This is a genomic window from Capnocytophaga cynodegmi DSM 19736 (genome assembly GCF_000379185.1).
GTDB classification, from domain to species: domain Bacteria; phylum Bacteroidota; class Bacteroidia; order Flavobacteriales; family Flavobacteriaceae; genus Capnocytophaga; species Capnocytophaga cynodegmi.
Map to the genome: position 1 here is coordinate 126,138 of NZ_KB900735.1, position 18,949 is coordinate 145,086.

Sequence of the window (18,949 nt, forward strand, 5' to 3'; positions counted from 1 at the left end):
TTTATTTTATAAATCATTTTTTATTGTGCAATTCCAACAATTTCAATATCAAAAATTAAATCGCTATTTGGAGGGATAACTCCTTGAGCCCCTCTTTCTCCATATCCTAACGCAGAAGGAATGAAAACTCGAGCTTTTTCACCTACTTTTAAAGTAAGTAAAGCCTCTTTAAAGCCAGGGATTAATTGAGCAGATTTGTTGTAATCCATTGGTATTGGGGTATATCCATTACCTCTTTCACGTGCTACATTGTATTTTCCGAAAGCCTCTTCTACCTCTTTTACGTTTGAATCGAATAGTGTTCCATCGGTCAAATATCCAGCGTAATTTACAAGAACCTGTTGTGTGTGTTTAGGAGTTTCTCCCTCACTTTCTCTTAAAATGAGAACTTTTATTCCAGAAGGGAACGCCTTAGCTTCAGTCTCTTGTACTTTAACTTCAGCTAAAAATTTATTTGTAGACTCTTTAATTTTGTTTTCTCTTTCTTTTTCTCTTTTTTCTGCATTAGCAAAATAATCTTCGATGGTTTTAACGGCATTGAATTTTTCAGCTCCTTTTCCACTACGTATGATTGATATGCTGTTGATTTTCACATCTTCAATAGGTCTGTTTGCCTCCGCAGTAGCTACATTGGCAATAGAGTCAATTACTTCCAATCCTTCAACGGTTTCACCAAAAACTGTATGTCTGCCATCAAGGTGAGGAGTTGGTACGTGAGTTATGAAGAACTGGCTACCATTGGTTGCAGGTCCTGCATTTGCCATTGAAAGTATTCCTTTTTTATCGTGCTTTAGATGGTCAACAAATTCATCTTCAAATCGATAGCCTGGGTCGCCCATTCCAGTTCCTGTTGGGTCTCCACCCTGAATCATAAAATCCTTGATAACACGATGGAAAATCACACCATTGTAGTAAGGTTTCCCTTTGAATTCACTTTTCACAAAAGAATTTGTCCCTTCTGCCAATGTAACAAAGTTTGCCACAGTAACGGGCGTTTCTTCGTAATTAAGTTTTATGATGATATTCCCTTTATTTGTATGAATATCAGCAAATAATCCATCTCCTAAGTTAGAAGGTTTCTGTGATTTGCAACTAAAGAAAATTGCCGTTGCAAAAAACAACATAATGATGTTCATTCGTTTCATAAAATATTGATTTTTAATTAAATTTTTATTTGAAAACTTTACTGATTTAATGAAATTGTATCTTTTTTAGAATCTATTTCCTGTGTATTTTTATTTTTCTCGATTTTTATTACTCGTATTTTGGCAATGATTGGCTGATTATTTTCAATTTTGTCTTTATCTCCTCGATATCCGTAGGCAATTTCTGAAGGGAAGAAGAAAACACCACTTTCTCCCTCTTTTAAAATTTTTAAAGCAGACCGAAGTCCCAAAAAAAGCTCTTCTTTTTCAACAAAATATTGATAATTCCCATCTTCTGACTCACTATAAATTTCATTTCCGCTGATGTCAGAAATACTATAGTTGTAAATTACTTTATCGCCAAACTGAGCTGTATAAGTAGCGTCAGGATTTTGTTGCGTGTAGTAGAATTTGAACCCGTGTTGCGAATCGACAAAGTTGTGTAACGTATCTTTTTTGATTATGGAATCAATCAAAGCTTCTTCCGAGCTAAGAAGTTGTTTGTTTTTTTCTGCTGATTCTTTCAAAAAAGTATTACCACTCTTTACAGAAATCGGGCGACGAGCTGGTTTCTCACTACAACCCATTATCAAAAGAGCCGTTGCAATCAAAAAAGTCAATTTTTTAAACATAATTCTCTTGTTTTGATTTTGTTACTGAAATTCGGGTAACACCTTTAGAAAAAAAGCGGTAGCTTCCTCCATTGAGCCGTCAAATCTTCCTCCAGCAGCATTGATATGTCCTCCTCCATTAAAAAACTTTCGGGCAAAAGAATTTACATCGTGCTGATTTTTAGAGCGAAAAGAAATTTTTATATAGTTTTTCTCCTGAATGAAAATAGCAGCTAACTTCGTATTCTTGATGGTCAAGCCATAGTTCACAAATCCATCAGTATCTCCTTTCTGGCTGTTGTAATGTGCTAATTCTTCAGAAGTGAGTGTAGTATAGGCTGTGTTGTATTCTTTCAGGTAAACCATATTTTTAAGAGCTACACTCATTAGCTGTATTCTGTTGTAAGAATTATTTTCAAATACATTACTATTTATTTGGCTGTTATTAGCACCTTTTTCGATTAAAAAAGAAGCTATTTTGAATGTATTACTCGTAGTTGATGCATATTTAAAATTGCCTGTATCGGTCATAATTCCTGTGTATAAGCAAGTTGCAATGATTTGATTTATAGAGTTTTTGTCTCCCATAACATCAATGAAAGAGTAAATCATTGAACACGTTGAACTTGCATTAGGATTAGAAAACGTAATTTGAGCATAATCTTCAGGAGCTTGGTGATGATCAATCATAACAAAGGTAGCCTCTGAAGATTCCAACAACGGAGTTAGTACATCAGCTCTTTTAAGTGAGTTGAAATCTAATGTAAAAATTAATCCTGACTTTTCGATTTGTTCAGTAGCTTTTTCTGGTTCATTGTCATAAACAAGAATGTTTTCAGCTTCAGGTAGCCACTTTAAAAAATCAGGAAAATCATTTGGTGATACGACCTTAACATCTTGATTATGAGTTTTTAGATAGTGATACAATCCCAAACAACTACCTATAGCATCGCCATCAGGATTTTTGTGAGGAATAATACTTATTTTCAATTGCTTATCAAGCAATAACTTTATAAATTCAATATCTTTAATATTCATACAGGTCGCGAAGATACAATAATATTTTATTTATCAGAATTTTTTGAAATAATATACTAAACTTTTACTGATTGTCAATACTAGGTTGTTTAAACTTTTTCATAAAATCCCGAATAAAAGTAAGACCAACTCCTAATACAAAACCAAGAAAACTCCAAATAGCAACAATCATTACTCTTTTAGGTTTTGAACGTTCATTGGGAACACTAACAGGTTCTACAATCGTGAAAATAGGGTGTTCCTCCTTTACTTTTATTTTTTTGGTTTCGAGCTGTTTAGCGAGTTCGGAATACACGCTGAAAGAAAGATTGTAATCGGCCTGTAGTTGCTCCAATCTTGTTTGTGGTAACGAACCAAAAAGGTCTCTGTTTCTGTCTTGAAATTGAGCTAAGGCAAATTGTTTTGTCTTGAAATCACTTTTAGCCTCTTCATATCGTTGTTCGATGAATTTTAATTCATCATTAGCCTTTTGGGTTTTAAATTTCGTAACAGTTTCTTGCAGTAACGTTTGTGCACTCTGCAACATTTGAGCGGCTGGTAAAGCTTCAGGCATTGAATATGACAAAGTAATTATTCCTTCCTTTTCACTGATATCAATTGCTAGTTGCCCACTAATATCTTCTAAAATAGTCCTGTCTTCAAGCGATAAATACCAAATAGAATCTGTTTTTTCAGAAATTTCCGATTTTTCATCACTTTTTTTACCAAAAAGCAAACTTGGTAGACCAATCGTATATTTTTTTATGTTACTAAGAATACTAGGTTTGTTGTATTCTTTGTAATATTTTTCGTAAGAAATAGGTTCATCCAAGTCATTGAATTTTAATGGGGTTTGTATAAGTTTTTTTCTGAAAGGGATACTTTCTACTATTTTCGGATAGGTATTTAATGGAATACTTTCATTTGAACTTCCTGCTAAATTAATCCCTGCCATAGCCGCAAGTCCTCCTAAACCGCCAACAGACATCTTGTCGCCAGAGGATTGAGGTACCATAATAGTAACAGCCGTGTATTGTTTTGGAGATATCAAGGCAATAATGATTCCCAAAACGAAGAAAAATAAGGTAACTTTCAGTATAGATTTTCTTTTAATCCATAGTTTATTTAACAATTCAAGTAAATCTATTTCATCTTCATTTTTTTGTTGATTATTGCTCATCATTATTTTTTTAAGACGTTAAAAATTAATACACCCATTGTTGTAATTGCAGAGATAATTCCAATTGTTTCAGAAGTTGAAATTCGTTGACGCTCAGGTTTTGAAGGAACGATAATTATAGCTCCAGGTTCCAGCTCAGGGTAGTTTTTAAAGAAAAGAGAATTATTAGTTGATTTTATATCTCCGTTGGCATACATTACGTATATAGAACGTTTTTTGGCTCTGTCCGAAAATCCACCAGCACGATTTACATAGTCTCTTAAAGATAATCCTTTTTCATAACGTACTAATGAAGGAGCCAGAACTTCTCCTTTAATTTCAATGGTTTGTTTTTCAGAAGGAATTAACAAAACATCTCCTTCATTTAAAATTAAATCGTATTTGCTGTGTTTATTTTGCAAAACCTTTTTCAAATCAATTCCGATGCGATATTCGGTAGATTTTTTTTCTATCTTTTTTAAAGCCTTATCGTTATCGTTCCCAATACTACTTGCCATAACAATTTCGTCAAGGAATTGCTCTTGTTTGATGTCGCCTTCGTCCAGTTTCTTTCTTATAAGCGTAGCTCCTTTGATGTAAGCATAGGGCGAAAAACCTCCCACTCGCTCAATAATGTCAGAGATGCGTTCGTCTTTACTACGAATGCTATAAATTCCTGGGTATACGACCTCTCCTTCCACAGTGATTGTTTGCATTGGTGTATAACCTTTTATATATCTAACAGAAACAATATCATTAGGTTGTAATGTGATAACATCGCCTTCGACAGGTGTTAATTCATTGTTAGCAGATACTTTAAAATCTTGGCTCAGTTTTCGAAAATCTCCGTCATTAATTTCACGAAAAATATCAATAGTTGAAGCATCTGCCCCTTGTGAAAGACCTCCTGCCAGAGCAATAACATCTTCAACAGTCATATTTTCCATAAAAGGAAGTTCTTTTGGTTTATTAACAGCTCCTTCCACTTTTATAAAACGAGCCATTTGAAGAGAATCTTTATAGAAAATATGAATGCTATCGTTATCTTTGAGTGGAATATTATTTCTTTCTTCAATCAAGTCTTTTACAGAAAAATTGATTGTTTGATAATCTACTCGGTTTAAAGTTCTAAATATCAGTCCTCTATCTAAAGAAGCTTCTTTCCTAACTCCATTCGCCCGATTTAATAAGTCATAAGCGGTCATTCCTTCCTTAAATTCATATGTACCAGGCTGGTAAACAGCACCTCCAATACTTAATCTGTTTTGATATTCTTCTGTAATAGGATGAACTTTGAGTTTATCACCATTCTGTATCAGGAAGTTTGAAATATCTTCAAAAGCTACTTCTTTCACTTCCCGTTTTGCATTTTTGATACGTTCAACAACCAAAGTGTTCGTAAAAGCGTCAGAAGTGAAACCTCCAAAGAAAGTGATTAAATTAGCCAAAGTTTCTCCTTCTTTAGTTTCGTAGGCTCCTTTTCGTTTTACTTCTCCTTCAATCAAAACCCGATTTAAGTAAGGAGGAACTATGATAACATCTTGATCTTTAAGAGGTAAATTCCCTTTCTCGCTCCCGTGAATTAGAAATTCATAAACGTCAAAAGTAGCTATTTTCTGCCCGTTTCGCACCAAATTTATTTCTCTGAAAGACCCATTTTCCGTAGGACCTCCACAAGCGTACAACGCATTCAAAACGGTTGATAAAGCACTTAGTGAGTAAGTACCAGGAACAGTGACTTCCCCTATGATGTTTACTTTTACGGTTCTTACTTGAGTAATGGTAACTCCCGTATAGACTTTGTTATAACTTCCATTGGGTGCAGAAATTCCAGAATAAATCCGTTTTAAATGTGAGTTGATTTTTGTTTTAACATCTTCAAAAGATAAACCCGAAACGTTGATTTTTCCAATAGCATTTATGAAAATATTTCCCTGTGTATCAACTTTTTGTTTGAAAGAACCTTCGGTGGCTCCCCAAACCTCAATCAGGAGTTCATCACCAGGTCCCACTTGATAATTTTCAGGAGTTGCCATATTCATATTTGGCGTGAATGAAATTTTTGGATTTTTAAAGAAGTTCATTCCAAATATGGAATCTTTTTTGTTTTGTATCGCCAAAGAGTCTTTATTTTCATTTCCTGTAAACCCGAAAGTTTCTTCCTCTCTATCCTGAAAAGAATAATTATCTTGCTGATTACCAGATTTTTTTCTAATTGAAAGTTGTAAAATTCGCTGTCTTAGTTTCATAGCTTGTATGTCCGACATACCTCGCATTCTGGCAGCGGTAATAAGTTGGTCTAATGTATAACCTTGATTTTTAGCTTTCTCCCAATAAATGCTAAGTTGTTCGTCCGATATTTTATCAATATTTATTGAAGAAATTTGTTGAGGGTCAAGATTTATATCATTGTTATTATTATTCTGAGATACGATCGTTTGAAAACTTCCAATAAAAAGTAAAAATATAACTAAAAGCTTAATTTTTGGCATAATATGTTTTATTTGTCCGCAAAAATATAAAACTTATTTAAAAGTAAAAAAATAATATTTTATTAATTAAGTTCTTACGTCTTAATTGTAATCATTCTACTTCTGAAAGATGTACGATTTCAACACCTGCTTTTTCAAGAAATAGAATTCCTTCATTGTCTTTGTAAGCATCTTTGTAAACCACACGCTTAATTCCTGATTGGTGAATTAATTTGCTACATTCTTTGCAAGGTGACATTGTTATGTAAAGCGTGGCTCCTTGTGAAGATTGAGTGGAGGAAGCAACTTTCATAATTGCATTTGCTTCTGCGTGAAGTACATACCATTTTGTGTCGCCTTTTTCATCTTCACAACAATTATCAAAACCAGTAGGTGTTCCATTGTATCCGTCTGAAATAATCATTCTGTCTTTCACGATAATAGCTCCAACCTGTTTTCGTTTGCAGTAAGAAAGTTTCGCCCATTCCAAAGCCATTCTCATATAAGCTTTGTCATAACGTATCTGTTTGATATCTTGTTTATCCATAATATTATTATCTTAAAAATTCTATATTTCCCTCTGAATCAAAGCGTACCAACCTAGAGGGAGTTCGTTTTTCTGTGTCGTTTTGTCGATGTTTTACCACATAATCACAATTTTTGATAATTTGTGGATTTATATCGCTAAAAATTTGAGGTGTGGGCTCTCCACTGATGTTAGCAGAAGTAGAAACGATAGGTTTTCCGAAGTTTTTTATTAATTTCTGACAGAATTCGTCTTGAATTAGACGTATAGCGACTGTATTTTCAGATGAAATGACGTTTTTTGCTAAGTTTTTAGGATTAGAATATATAATTGTGGTTGGATTTTGAATCGTTTTAAGGAAATTCAGTATGTAATTGGGTATTTCTGAAACATATTGTTGTAGCATTTCTATTGAGTTTATCAAAATAATCAAACTTTTACTTTCGTTTCGTTGTTTTATTTGAAAAATTTTGGAAACAGCTCTGATGTTAGTAGCATCACAACCCAATCCCCAGACAGTATCTGTAGGGTATAATATAACTCCTTCATTAATAAGTGTTTCAGTTGATTTCTTTATGTCTTTATCCATAGAAGTTTGCTGATTTCAAAAAGTACGAAGTTATAACATTTCAGAATTACTTTGTATTTTTGTGGCGAATATAGTTAAAAAATGTATTTAAAACTCATCTCTTTTCTAAAAAGTTTTTCTTTTTTTAAAGGCGTACTCAAAACGATAGCTGTTCTTATTCCTATCGGAATTGGTTGGTATTTTGATATTCTTGAAATAGGTATTCCTGTGGGACTAAGTATAATTGCTATTTCTCCGAGTGATATTCCTGGCAATAGAAAACATCATATTGGAGGGCTTCTGGTAGCTACTTTATTGGCAATGGTCAGTTGTTTTTTTGTTAATGTAACATACCCATATCCTTATCTACTGGAATTAACTATTTTTGTTTTAACATTTTTCAATGGTTATATTTCTCTTTATGGCTTTCGAGCTTCTATGGTGGCTTTTTCTGGGTTATTTTCCATTGCTTCCACATTGTCTCACATACAAACAGGAGCGGCAATTTATGTGTATTTGTTTTGTATTTTTATTGGTGGATTGTGGTATATATCTTTAGTCTTTATATATCTATGGATAAAACCAAGACAATATAGCGAACAGCTTTTAGGAAAATGTTTCTCTTTGACGTCAGATTTTTTTTCTGTCCGTTCAGATTTGTTATTGTCAGAAAATAGAGAGGAGGGTTTCAAAAAAATGATTGATTTGCAAACCAACTTGAATGAGAATTACGAGAAACTACGAGAAGTAATCCTCGATTCGCGGAGTAAATCAGGTAAAACAGACTATTTGCAGAGACAATTTTTGATGTTCATAGAATTGGTCGATATTTTTGAGTTGGCATTGGCAAATCCAGTTCAGTATGATAAAATTGATAAGGAATTTGCACAAGATAAAGATGTATTGAGAATTTATGCTAATTTTCTGAAAGAACTTTCAAATCAATTGCAACAAATGTCCGTTTATATAGGGTCTCGTAAGCAAATTAATTTGGATAATTCTTTAAAAACATTATTCCTACAAGCAAAAAGAAAAAATGAGGAACTGAAAAATCAGGCTCAAACAAAATCCGATAGAGACAAACTGCTCACACTACGGAATTTTTATATCTATATTGAAAATCAGTATAAATCAATAGAGAAAATACGTGTGATATTTGATAATTATTACACAAACGATGTTGGAAAACGTGATGAAAAAACTTACAGGAAGTTTGTAAGTTACCAGAATTATTCTTGGAAACGTTTGAAAGACCACATATCTTTTGAATCTTCCTTTTTCCGGCATTCTATTCGACTTTCTGTAACTACGATAATTGCTTATTTTATAGGGAATTATTTTTCTATAAGCAATGCATATTGGATTCTTTTGACAATTTTTCTGATAATGCGTCCAGGTTTTGGACTAACAAAGGAACGTTCTTTAAGCAGGATTTATGGAACAATTTTAGGAGGAGTAATCGCTTTTGCTGTTATTTATTTGTTTCCTTCTCCGAGTTTGTATTTGTATTTTGGAGTATTGTGTATGCCAATTGCCTTTGGGTTGATGCAGGAAAACTATATGTACGCTTCAATTTTTATCACAATTACAGCTATTTTTATGTTTGCTTTGATAAGTCCAGATGTTTATTCAGTGATACACGACAGGTTACTTGACACAGCCATCGGTGTAGGACTTGCCTTTGTTGCAAATTATGTACTTTTTCCAACTTGGGAATCAAGAACATATCAGGAGGTCGTTCAAAAGTCGATACAAACCAATATTGATTATCTTCAGCAAGTGAAAATTGTTTTTAATGAAAATCAAGGGGTTACAAATGAATATAAAGTCTCTCGGAAAGAAGCATTTTTAGCATTGTCGAACTTGAATGCAGCTTTTCAGCGAATGTTACAAGAACCAAAGTCAAAACAAGATGACAATACATCAATTTATGAGATTATTGTAATTCAGCAGTCGTTTTTGGCTTCTGTGGCTTCTTTGGGAGTTCGTCTGAAATCCAAGAAAGTAACTTTTCCTAAAGAAATATTCAATCAAGCTATTGATTCGCTTACTTCACTTCTGAAAAGAGCATTGGTGCCCCTTGTCAATGATATTTCTATTCAAGTTGATGAAAACGAATTCTCATTAGAAGAACTAAACCAAGAAATGCAAAAAATAGTTGAACAACAGCAAAGTTTGAGTTCTTCTTCAAATGATTTATTATCAGTTGTTTCTATGCGTGAAGTACACCTTTATTGGGAGCAATTTAACTATCTTTTTGGACTTGTAAAGAATTTAGAACAAGCCATTAAACAAATGACAAAACGCAAATAAGAAAGTAATTTAAAAATTTTTTAGTTTCCATATAAAATTATACCTTTGCAAACTGAAATTTTTAGATATAAATATTTTAAAAAATGAATATTACAAAAGAGCAAATTGATGCTTTGAATGCCGTGATTACGGTTGCTATCGAAAAAAATGATTATGCTGATAAAGTAGAAAAGGTACTTACAAATTACAGAAAAACAGCAAACATTCCCGGATTTAGAAAAGGACACGTACCTATGGGAATGGTAAAAAAACAATACGGAAAGGCAGTTTTGTTTGATGAAGTAAACAAATTGTTACAAGATTCTTTGAATAAATATCTTGTTGATGAGAAATTAGATATATTAGGACACCCACTTCCAAAGGCAAAACAAGATTTTAATTGGGACGCTGAGGACTTTTCATTTGAGTTTGAAATTGGTTTAGCTCCTTCATTTGAGTTAGATTTGAAACCAGCAAAGGGAATTACTCGTTATGAAATAGGTGTTGAAGACGAGCAAGTTGATAAGCAAGTTGAGCGTATCCGTAAGCAATTTGGTAAATTGATTTCAAAAGGAGAAGTTTTAAACCAAAGTGATATTGAAATTACGGGAACTTTCTTCAATGAGGAAAAAAATATCGACAACAAAGCTACTTTCAAGTTAGAAGACGTAAGCGAAAAAAATCGAAAAAAATTCGTTGGTAAAAAAATTGGTGAGCAATTGCAATTGCAAACCAAAGGATTGTTCGAAGATGTACATAGTTTGATGCATTATTTGAAAGTTTCACACGATGAAGCTCACGATTTAGATGTAGAAGTAACACTTACTTTGGAAGAAGTTAATGTTCGTGAGGAAGCTGAACTTAATCAGGAGCTTTTTGATAAATTATTCCCAGCAGGGGAAGTTACTTCAGAGGCACAATTGCGTGATAAAATCAGAGAAAATTCTGAACTTCAGTATGCAGAACAATCAAATCAACATTTCTTAAATGAAGTCACTGATTACTTGGTTGAAAATACCAAGTTTGACCTTCCTGCTGAATTTTTGAAAAAATGGTTACGTACTGCAGGTGAAAAAGAACTTACTGAAGATGAAGCAAATAAAGAATATGAAAATTCAGAAAAAGGACTTCGTTATCAGCTTATTGAAGGTAAAATACTTACTGATAATAAATTGCACCCAACTTTCGAAGAATTAAAAAGTTTTGCAAATACGTATGTTAAAAACCAAATGCTTCAGTATGGAATGCCTGTGGAGGACGAAACATATGTAGAGGGAATTGTAGGAAAAATTCTGCAAAATAGAGAGGAAGTAGAACGAATTAATAAACAGCTTGTATTCAATAAGTTATTGGAGTTTTACAAACAAAATGTCAAAATAAATGACAAAAAGGTAACTTTTGATGAGTTTATAAAAGAAGTTTACAAAACAGAGGAAGCCTAAAAGCTTTCAACTTAACTTACAGTTGTAGAGGCGTTAAACCAAATTTAACGCCTTTTCAGCTACTATAAAAATCAATAAAACTATGAATTACAAAAACGAATTTAAAAAATACGCCATTAAAAAACACGGTGTGAATAGTTTGTACTACGATAAAATTGTAGCAAGTATGACTCCGTACATTATGGAAGAGCGTCAATTAAATGTAACTCAGATGGATGTGTTTTCTCGTTTGATGATGGACAGAATCATCTTTATGGGAACAGAGGTACATTCACAAATGGCGAATATAATTCAGGCACAATTGCTATTTTTGGAGAGTTTGGATAGTTCTAAAGATATTCAAATATATATTAATTCACCAGGAGGAGAAGTTTATGCTGGTTTGGGAATTTATGATACAATGCAATTTATCAAGCCTGATGTAGCAACAATTTGTACTGGAATGGCTGCTTCTATGGGGGCGGTGCTTTTGTGTGCAGGAGCAGAAGGAAAACGCTCTGCTTTGCCACACGCACGTATAATGATTCATCAACCTTCAGGAGGGGCTCAAGGAGTAGCTACTGATATGGAAATCAATTTAAAAGAAATGCTTAAGATAAAAAATGAACTTTATGAAATTATCGCAAAGCATTCAAAACAACCTTTCGAGAAAGTATATGAGGATTCTGAGCGTGATTATTGGATGAAAGCTGAGGAAGCCAAAACATACGGAATGATTGATGAGGTTTTGGTTCGAAAAGCATAAAAAATGGCAAAGAAACAAGAAGATAGCTACTGCTCATTTTGTGGTCGTCCTGAAGCTGAAACAGATTTACTTGTCAATGGATTAGAAGCAAGAATTTGTAATCATTGTATTGAACAAGCTCACGGAATTCTTTTGGAGGAATTTAATTTCAAAACAGAAAATAGCTTCTCAAATGAAGATATTACATTAAAAAAGCCACAAGAAATTAAGGAATTTCTTGACCAGTATGTCATTGGGCAGGATTTTACTAAAAAAATTCTTTCTGTAGCGGTTTACAATCATTATAAACGGTTGCAACAACCTGATACTGATGATAATGTAGAAATACAGAAAAGTAATGTAATAATGGTGGGGGAAACGGGAACAGGGAAAACACTCGTTGCCAAAACAATTGCTAAGTTGCTAAACGTACCTTTGGCAATTGTTGATGCTACTGTTTTAACGGAAGCAGGTTACGTGGGAGAAGACGTAGAAAGTATCCTTTCGAGATTATTACAAGCGGCTGATTATGATGTTTCTAAAGCTGAAAAAGGAATTGTTTTTATTGATGAAATAGATAAAATTGCACGGAAAAGTGATAATCCTTCAATAACTCGTGATGTTTCGGGCGAGGGTGTACAGCAAGGATTGTTGAAACTTCTGGAAGGCTCTATCGTAAATGTGCCACCTAAAGGAGGACGTAAGCATCCCGACCAGAAGTATATTGAAGTAAATACAGAGCATATTCTTTTCATTGCAGGAGGAGCTTTTGACGGTATTGAACGATTGATTTCCAAACGACTGAATATGCAAGAAGTGGGATATAATTCATCAAAAACTGGAGTTATTGACAGAAAAAATTTGATGCAATACATAATCCCAAAAGATTTAAAAGATTTTGGTTTAATTCCTGAAATTATCGGGCGTTTGCCAGTTCTGACTTATATGAATCCGCTTGATAAGGAAACTTTACGAATGATTCTGACAGAGCCTAAAAATGCCATAATCAAACAATACAAAAAGTTGTTTGAGATGGACGGGATTAAGTTTGAAATAAAGGAAGAAGGCCTTGATTTTATTGTTGAAAAAGCAATGGAATACAAACTCGGAGCACGTGGGCTTCGTTCACTTTGTGAAAGTGTTTTAACAGATGCAATGTTTGAGTTACCAAGTTCTGAAGAAAAAGAACTCATAGTAACTAAAAAGTATGCTGAAGAAAAACTTAATAAATCAGGATTACAGGTGATTCTATAAATATAAGAAACTCAAGGTTCTAAAACGGGCTTTGAGTTTTTATTTTTCAAGACTTAAGATAATAACTACTATAAAAAATTGATTTATGTATCCAATAAAATTTAATCCCATTCTTAAAGAGAGACTTTGGGGAGGAACCAAATTAAAAACGCTGTTTAACAAACCTATCGAAACAGATATTACAGGTGAGAGTTGGGAAGTGTCAGCTGTGAAAGGTGATATTTCTGTGGTGGCGAATGGTGAGTTTGCTGGGAAATCTCTGCAAGAGCTTATTGATTTGTATCCCAATGAGTTATTGGGTAAACATGTTTATGAAAAATTCGGTGCTGATTTTCCGATTTTGATAAAGTTTATTGACGCTCGTGAAGATTTGTCAATTCAAGTTCACCCAAATGATGAACTGGCGAAAAAAAGGCATAACTCTTTCGGAAAAACAGAAATGTGGTACGTAATGCAAGCCGATGAGGGAGCAGAACTCATTGTAGGTTTCAACAAGGATGTAACTAAAGAGGAGTATCAGCAACATCTTGATAACGGAACGCTCACGGATATAATGAATTACGAAAAGGTAAGTGAGGGAGACACTTTTTTCATTAACACAGGTAAGGTTCACGCTATCGGGGGCGGAATTATCATTGCTGAAATTCAACAAACGAGTGATATAACATATCGCGTGTACGATTTTAATCGTAGGGACAAAAATGGAAATTTGCGAGAGCTTCACACTGAACAAGCTCTTGATGCGATTGATTATCAAAAGAAAGATGATTTTAAAGTAGATTACTCGAAATCTGAAGATACAACCAATACGATGGTTAATTGTCCATATTTCATCACGAATTATTTGAATTTGACACAAAATTTTGAAAAAGAAATAGGTTCAGAGGATTCTTTTCATATTTATATGTGTGTGAAAGGCGGAGGAACACTTTCTGACGGGAAAACAGAACTATCTGTAAAACAAGGAGAAACAATTTTATTTCCTGCTAATTGCCAGAAATTATACGTAAATACAACCGCTATAGAATTACTGGAAGTAAGGTTGTAAAAAGAGATAAATTTTTGAAGTTAGAAACGTATGTGAAGACATACCGAAATAGTTTAAATTTAGTGTTACAGGCGTATTTTTGATTGAAACAATGTAAAGTTTTGGTCAAGATACGCTTTTTAGTTTTCTGAATTTTCTAAAAAATAAACTTTGTATTGGAAATACACTCTCCAAAACGAAACAATCTTTGTAAATAAACTCTTCCAGAAAGATACATTTTTGGTAGAAAAATAGTACTTTTGCCGTTCTATTTAATAATATTGTAAAGGAATTAAAAAGGAATGAAAGTACTTGCAAATGATGGAATTTCCGAATTAGGAAAACAACATCTTGAAGAAAACGGATTTGAAGTAATTGTAGTAAAAGTCGCTCAAAATCAATTAATAAATTATATAAATCAGAATGATATTAATGTTCTTTTAGTGCGTTCGGCAACAAAGGTTGATAAGAATATCATTGATGGCTGTCCTTCGTTGAAATTAATTGGTCGTGGAGGAGTTGGATTGGATAATGTTGATATTGAATACGCGAAAAGCAAAAATATCCACGTGATTAATACACCAGTTTCGTCGGCAAATTCCGTAGCCGAATTGGTTTTTGCACATTTGTTTTCGGGAGCACGTTTCTTGCACGATTCCAACAGAAATATGCCTTTGGAGGGAGATACACAATTTAATCAATTGAAAAAATTATATTCCAACGGAGTAGAACTTCGAGGAAAAACTTTGGGAATTATTGGATTTGGAAGAGTCGGTCAGGCAGTAGCTCGTATGGCTATAGGTTTGGGAATGAATGTAATAGCGTATGACCCTAATGTGAAAGAGGCGGATATAGAACTTCCTTTTTTCGATGGTAGAACAATCTCATTTTTAGTAAAAACGATTGAAAAAGAAGAGGTTTTAAAACAATCTGATTTCATTACAATAAACTCTCCTATTCAAGATGTTTATATTATTGATTCAGAGGAATTTGAATTAATGAAAGAAGGAGTAGGGGTTATAAATTTGGCTCGTGGAGGGGTAATTTCGGAAGAGGCTTTAATTGAGGCATTAGAAAGTGGAAAGGTGAGCTTCGCAGGATTAGATGTGTTTGAAAATGAGCCAACTCCATCAATCAGATTGTTAATGCATCCTAATGTTTCGTTAACACCACATATTGGGGCTTCAACGATTGAAGCTCAAGATAGAATTGGCACGGAATTAGCGGAACAGGTTGTCAGTTTACTCAAATAACTTTTAGCAAATTCAATAATAATTTTAAAAATTAATAAAATGGCGGGAATTTTAGATTTTCTGGGAGGAGATAATCTCCAAAAAATTGTAGATGGAGTTAGTAAACAGACGGGAGTTTCTACTTCACAAGCTTCTTCTGTAATTGAAATGGCAGGACCTTTATTGATGGGTGCAATGCAAAATAATACTTCAGGAGAGGGAGTTGCTGGGCTATTGAGTGCCTTGCAGAGTAACAAACACGATGGGAGTTTGTTGGATAATCTTGGTAGTTTCTTTAATGATGGGGTTAATAGTGATGTGACTAAAGATGGAGCTGGAATTTTAGGACATTTGTTAGGTGGCAAGGAATCAACTATGGCAAATGCTATTAGTGCTAAAACTGGAGTTTCTTCCTCAAATGTTGTTCAAATTTTACAATCTTTGGTCCCAGTATTAATGAGCTTTTTAGGAAAAAAAGTTTCAGACAATAATGTTTCATCGGCCAGTGGATTGGGAGATTTATTATCAGGATTTTTAGGAAATAATAATTTAGGAGGAATGTTAAAATCGTTATTAGACTCCAACGGAGATGGAAATATTATGGATGACCTTGCCGGAATGTTGGGAGGAAAATCGGATAATAAAGGAGGAATAGGAGATTTGCTTGGCGGATTTTTAGGAGGAAAATAGCAATCCAAAAAAAATAATATAAACAAATAGTTTGGTGCTGTTCATAACAAGAACTACATCAAGCTATTTTTATCTGATAAAAAAATTAAAAACAGGATATTTAATTATGTTTCAGATGTTTGACGATGAATATTTTATGAGAAGAGCTTTACAGGAAGCAGAAAATGCATTTGATGCAAACGAAATTCCTGTCGGAGCAATTATCGTAGTTGATAATCAAATAATAGCCAGAGCGTACAATTTAACAGAACGCTTAACCGATGTAACAGCACACGCCGAAATGCAGGTAATTACGATGGCGTCAAATTATTTGGGGGGTAAATATCTGAAAAGCTGTACACTTTATGTTACTTTGGAACCTTGTATGATGTGTGCAGGGGCTTTATATTGGAGTCAGATTTCGCGTGTGGTTTATGGAGCAAGTGATTTGCAAAGGGGATTTACAGTAATGGGAGGTAAACTTCATCCAAAAACAGAAATTAAAGGAAATGTTCTTGAGCAGGAGTGTTCACAACTTTTGCGAGAGTTTTTCGCTAATAAGAGGGCAAAATAATATATTGAATAAAAGATGAGTCGTAGGTTATATCTTTGTGTGGTAATATTCTTTCTGGGAACATTATTTTTGTTTCCACAGGCAACCAATTCATTGGATATAATTAAAAAAGACTCTACTGAAATTCAAAAAGATAAAGACTTTTACAGCAGAGTAAAAAGATATTTTGGAAAATATAAATTAACAAGGAATTTAGCTTCTTTCTTTTCAGATTCATCAAAAAAATCGCCAACTTCAAAACAAATTGATAAAGAATTAAATCTGAACTATGTAAAATATCAAGGAAAAATCATACGGAAAATAGAGGTTGTTACCTTAGACCCATTTGGTTTTGATGAAAAGGATTTGTCAAAAACTCCTCAAAAGAAAATGGAAGTCTATGGGAATGCATTGCATATAAAAACGAGAGCAAGAACGGTTAAAAAACAGCTTCTATTTTCTGAAAATAAACCGATGGACTCCTTACTTTTGAAGGAATCGGAGCGTCTTTTAAGGGAGCAAAATTACATCAGGCGTGTACTTATTCGTCCTGTGGAAATTTCTGCTGTTTCTGATTCTGTTGATATTCAGGTTGTGGCTTTAGATAGCTGGACAATGTTCTTCGCAAGTGATTTAACCGATAAAAGAGGTTGGATACGTGTTAATGAACAAAATCTTTTTGGTTTAGGACACGAGGCATACGTTCTGTACAGGCAATATTTTAAGAGCTTCAGTGATAACGGAAAAGGATTTGGATATCGTGCCAAAAATATTCAAAATACACATATTGATTTATTTACTTCATACTATCGGGATTATGAAAACTTATTTTCAAAGCAATTGGTAGCTGAAAGACGCTTTTACTCTCCTTATACACGTTGGGCGGGAAAAATTGGGTATCACGAGAATCGGTATCAGGAAGATATTTTCTTTAAAGATAGTGTGTATCGTCCTCCTTTGAGAACAAAAATATTTGATGTTTATGGAGGATACGCCATACCTTTGAAAAAGAATTCTCTTGGTTCTGTTAATAATTTCGTCATATCGGCACGTTATAAAAATTTGAATTATGCTGAAAATGCTCCTGATTCTTTGAATGTTGATAACTATTTTTCAAATGAACATTTGCTATTGTCGAAGTTCAGTTTGAATAAAACAAACTTTGTTCAGGATAGATATATTTTCAGACACGGAGATATTGAAGATGTGAACATAGGGCATTCTATTTTTCTTACTTTGGGTACATTACAGAAAAATGAAAAATTGCATCCCTATTTTGGACTTGGATTTTCATTGGCTAAGTACGCTGATAAAGGGTATTATTCTCTGAATTTAGAAGCGGGAAGTTTGCTGATGAAAGACAATGTGAAACAGAGCGTTTTTAAAGGAGAAAGTATTTATTTTTCAAATCTTTTCTCTTTGGGGAATTGGCATTTCCGACAATTTTTTAAAACATCTTTCGTAGTAGGTTTAAACAGAACGGCTCACCCTAAAGACAGAGTTAGCCTCAATGAAAGAGAAGGAATTTTAGGGTTTTATAGCAATGTTTATGGAACTCGGAAACTTGTACTTTCTTCGCAAACACAATCCTATAGTCCGTTCAGTTGGCTGGGTTTCAGGTTTAATCCATTTTTTAATGTAGATATAGGCTTTTTAGGAAAGGAGAATAAGCCTTTCTTTAAAACAGATGTTTATTCAAAAGTAGCTATAGGATTCTATATATCAAATGATTACCTGATGTTTCAAAGTTTTCAATTTTCATTATGTTATTTCCCAAAAATACCTATGGAAGGAAATCATATTTTCAAAATTACAAACATACAAAATGATGATTTCAGATTGCAAACCTTTCAATACAGACCTCCTAATACAGTAATTTACAAATAAAATACTTCTTAATTTTTGGTTAAATAGAGTAGGATAGCTATTTTTTTGTGTTTTTTTCTGAGAAAGTGTAAAAGAAACTTCTTTTCATTATTTATTATTGTTTTTTAGTCTTTTAAAAATAATTTTGTAGTTAAAAAACACAAAATTTATTTATACTTTTTATAGTTCTATAAAGTATTTATTTTAAACTTGTTTAAACTTTTCGAATAAATGTTAGTATAATCCCTATATACAACATAGCCATCCAAGTTGTGTTTAGGGTTTCATATCTTATAATCAATCTTTTAAAACCATCAAGCCACGCAAAACTCCTCTCTATTTTAAACCGATTTTTATATAATTCTTCGTCAAAATAAATGTTTTCATTTTGTC

The 18,949-nt window shown here is 33.3% G+C and carries 17 protein-coding genes; 9 read left to right on the top strand and 8 right to left on the bottom strand.

Features of this window, described 5'->3' with window-relative positions:
* Positions 1 to 20: 20 nt before the first annotated feature.
* From YW9_RS0109935 to YW9_RS0109965, 7 genes are all read right to left on the bottom strand, one after another.
* Complete coding sequence (locus YW9_RS0109935; protein WP_018280021.1) at positions 21 to 1,145, bottom strand: peptidylprolyl isomerase; 1,125 nt, start codon at positions 1,143 to 1,145, stop codon at positions 21 to 23.
* Between the two features lie 38 nt (positions 1,146 to 1,183).
* Entirely contained in the window at positions 1,184 to 1,777 is a 594-nt protein-coding gene (gene gldI / locus YW9_RS0109940) for a gliding motility-associated peptidyl-prolyl isomerase GldI (RefSeq protein ID WP_018280022.1), read from the bottom strand.
* Between the two features lie 21 nt (positions 1,778 to 1,798).
* Positions 1,799 to 2,794 (bottom strand): DHH family phosphoesterase, encoded by a 996-nt coding sequence (locus YW9_RS0109945; RefSeq protein ID WP_018280023.1) that lies wholly within the window; start codon positions 2,792 to 2,794, stop codon positions 1,799 to 1,801.
* Between the two features lie 64 nt (positions 2,795 to 2,858).
* Positions 2,859 to 3,956 (bottom strand): Wzz/FepE/Etk N-terminal domain-containing protein, encoded by a 1,098-nt coding sequence (locus tag YW9_RS0109950; RefSeq protein ID WP_018280024.1) that lies wholly within the window; start codon positions 3,954 to 3,956, stop codon positions 2,859 to 2,861.
* Entirely contained in the window at positions 3,956 to 6,424 is a 2,469-nt protein-coding gene (locus YW9_RS0109955) for an SLBB domain-containing protein (RefSeq protein ID WP_018280025.1), read from the bottom strand. Before YW9_RS0109955 ends, YW9_RS0109950 begins: the two co-directional genes overlap by 1 nt.
* Before the next feature lie 91 nt (positions 6,425 to 6,515).
* Positions 6,516 to 6,950, bottom strand: coding sequence for a deoxycytidylate deaminase (locus YW9_RS0109960; protein WP_018280026.1), 435 nt, complete (start codon positions 6,948 to 6,950; stop codon positions 6,516 to 6,518).
* A gap of 7 nt (positions 6,951 to 6,957) precedes the next feature.
* On the bottom strand, positions 6,958 to 7,518 hold the full coding sequence (locus YW9_RS0109965) for an L-threonylcarbamoyladenylate synthase (RefSeq protein WP_018280027.1): 561 nt from the start codon (positions 7,516 to 7,518) through the stop codon (positions 6,958 to 6,960).
* Positions 7,519 to 7,599: 81 nt separating this feature from the next.
* On the opposite strand from YW9_RS0109965, the gene YW9_RS0109970 reads away from it, so the two are divergent.
* The 9 genes from YW9_RS0109970 to YW9_RS0110010 all read left to right on the top strand — a co-directional run bounded on the left by YW9_RS0109970 (position 7,600) and on the right by YW9_RS0110010 (position 18,577).
* Complete coding sequence (locus YW9_RS0109970; protein ID WP_018280028.1) at positions 7,600 to 9,810, top strand: FUSC family protein; 2,211 nt, start codon at positions 7,600 to 7,602, stop codon at positions 9,808 to 9,810.
* Between the two features lie 83 nt (positions 9,811 to 9,893).
* Positions 9,894 to 11,231: a trigger factor gene (gene tig, locus YW9_RS0109975; RefSeq protein WP_018280029.1), complete on the top strand. Its 1,338-nt coding sequence runs from the start codon at positions 9,894 to 9,896 to the stop codon at positions 11,229 to 11,231.
* A gap of 82 nt (positions 11,232 to 11,313) precedes the next feature.
* Positions 11,314 to 11,976, top strand: a complete 663-nt coding sequence (locus YW9_RS0109980) for an ATP-dependent Clp protease proteolytic subunit (RefSeq protein ID WP_018280030.1) — start codon at positions 11,314 to 11,316, stop codon at positions 11,974 to 11,976.
* A gap of 3 nt (positions 11,977 to 11,979) precedes the next feature.
* The gene (gene clpX, locus YW9_RS0109985) at positions 11,980 to 13,209 is read left to right on the top strand and encodes an ATP-dependent Clp protease ATP-binding subunit ClpX (RefSeq protein WP_018280031.1); all 1,230 of its coding nucleotides are present in this window, start codon (positions 11,980 to 11,982) and stop codon (positions 13,207 to 13,209) included.
* Between the two features lie 85 nt (positions 13,210 to 13,294).
* Positions 13,295 to 14,257, top strand: coding sequence for a type I phosphomannose isomerase catalytic subunit (locus YW9_RS0109990; protein ID WP_018280032.1), 963 nt, complete (start codon positions 13,295 to 13,297; stop codon positions 14,255 to 14,257).
* A 281-nt stretch (positions 14,258 to 14,538) separates the two neighbouring features.
* A complete protein-coding gene (locus tag YW9_RS0109995; protein ID WP_018280033.1) occupies positions 14,539 to 15,489 on the top strand; it encodes a D-2-hydroxyacid dehydrogenase in 951 nt (316 codons plus the stop codon).
* A gap of 39 nt (positions 15,490 to 15,528) precedes the next feature.
* Positions 15,529 to 16,158: a DUF937 domain-containing protein gene (locus YW9_RS0110000; protein WP_018280034.1), complete on the top strand. Its 630-nt coding sequence runs from the start codon at positions 15,529 to 15,531 to the stop codon at positions 16,156 to 16,158.
* A 106-nt stretch (positions 16,159 to 16,264) separates the two neighbouring features.
* On the top strand, positions 16,265 to 16,711 hold the full coding sequence (locus tag YW9_RS0110005) for a nucleoside deaminase (protein ID WP_018280035.1): 447 nt from the start codon (positions 16,265 to 16,267) through the stop codon (positions 16,709 to 16,711).
* 15 nt (positions 16,712 to 16,726) lie between these two features.
* Positions 16,727 to 18,577 (top strand): hypothetical protein, encoded by a 1,851-nt coding sequence (locus tag YW9_RS0110010; protein WP_040354097.1) that lies wholly within the window; start codon positions 16,727 to 16,729, stop codon positions 18,575 to 18,577.
* 193 nt (positions 18,578 to 18,770) lie between these two features.
* On the opposite strand, the gene YW9_RS0110015 is transcribed toward YW9_RS0110010, so the two are convergent.
* Positions 18,771 to 18,935, bottom strand: a complete 165-nt coding sequence (locus YW9_RS0110015; protein WP_026193775.1) for a transposase — start codon at positions 18,933 to 18,935, stop codon at positions 18,771 to 18,773.
* Positions 18,936 to 18,949 lie beyond the last annotated feature (14 nt).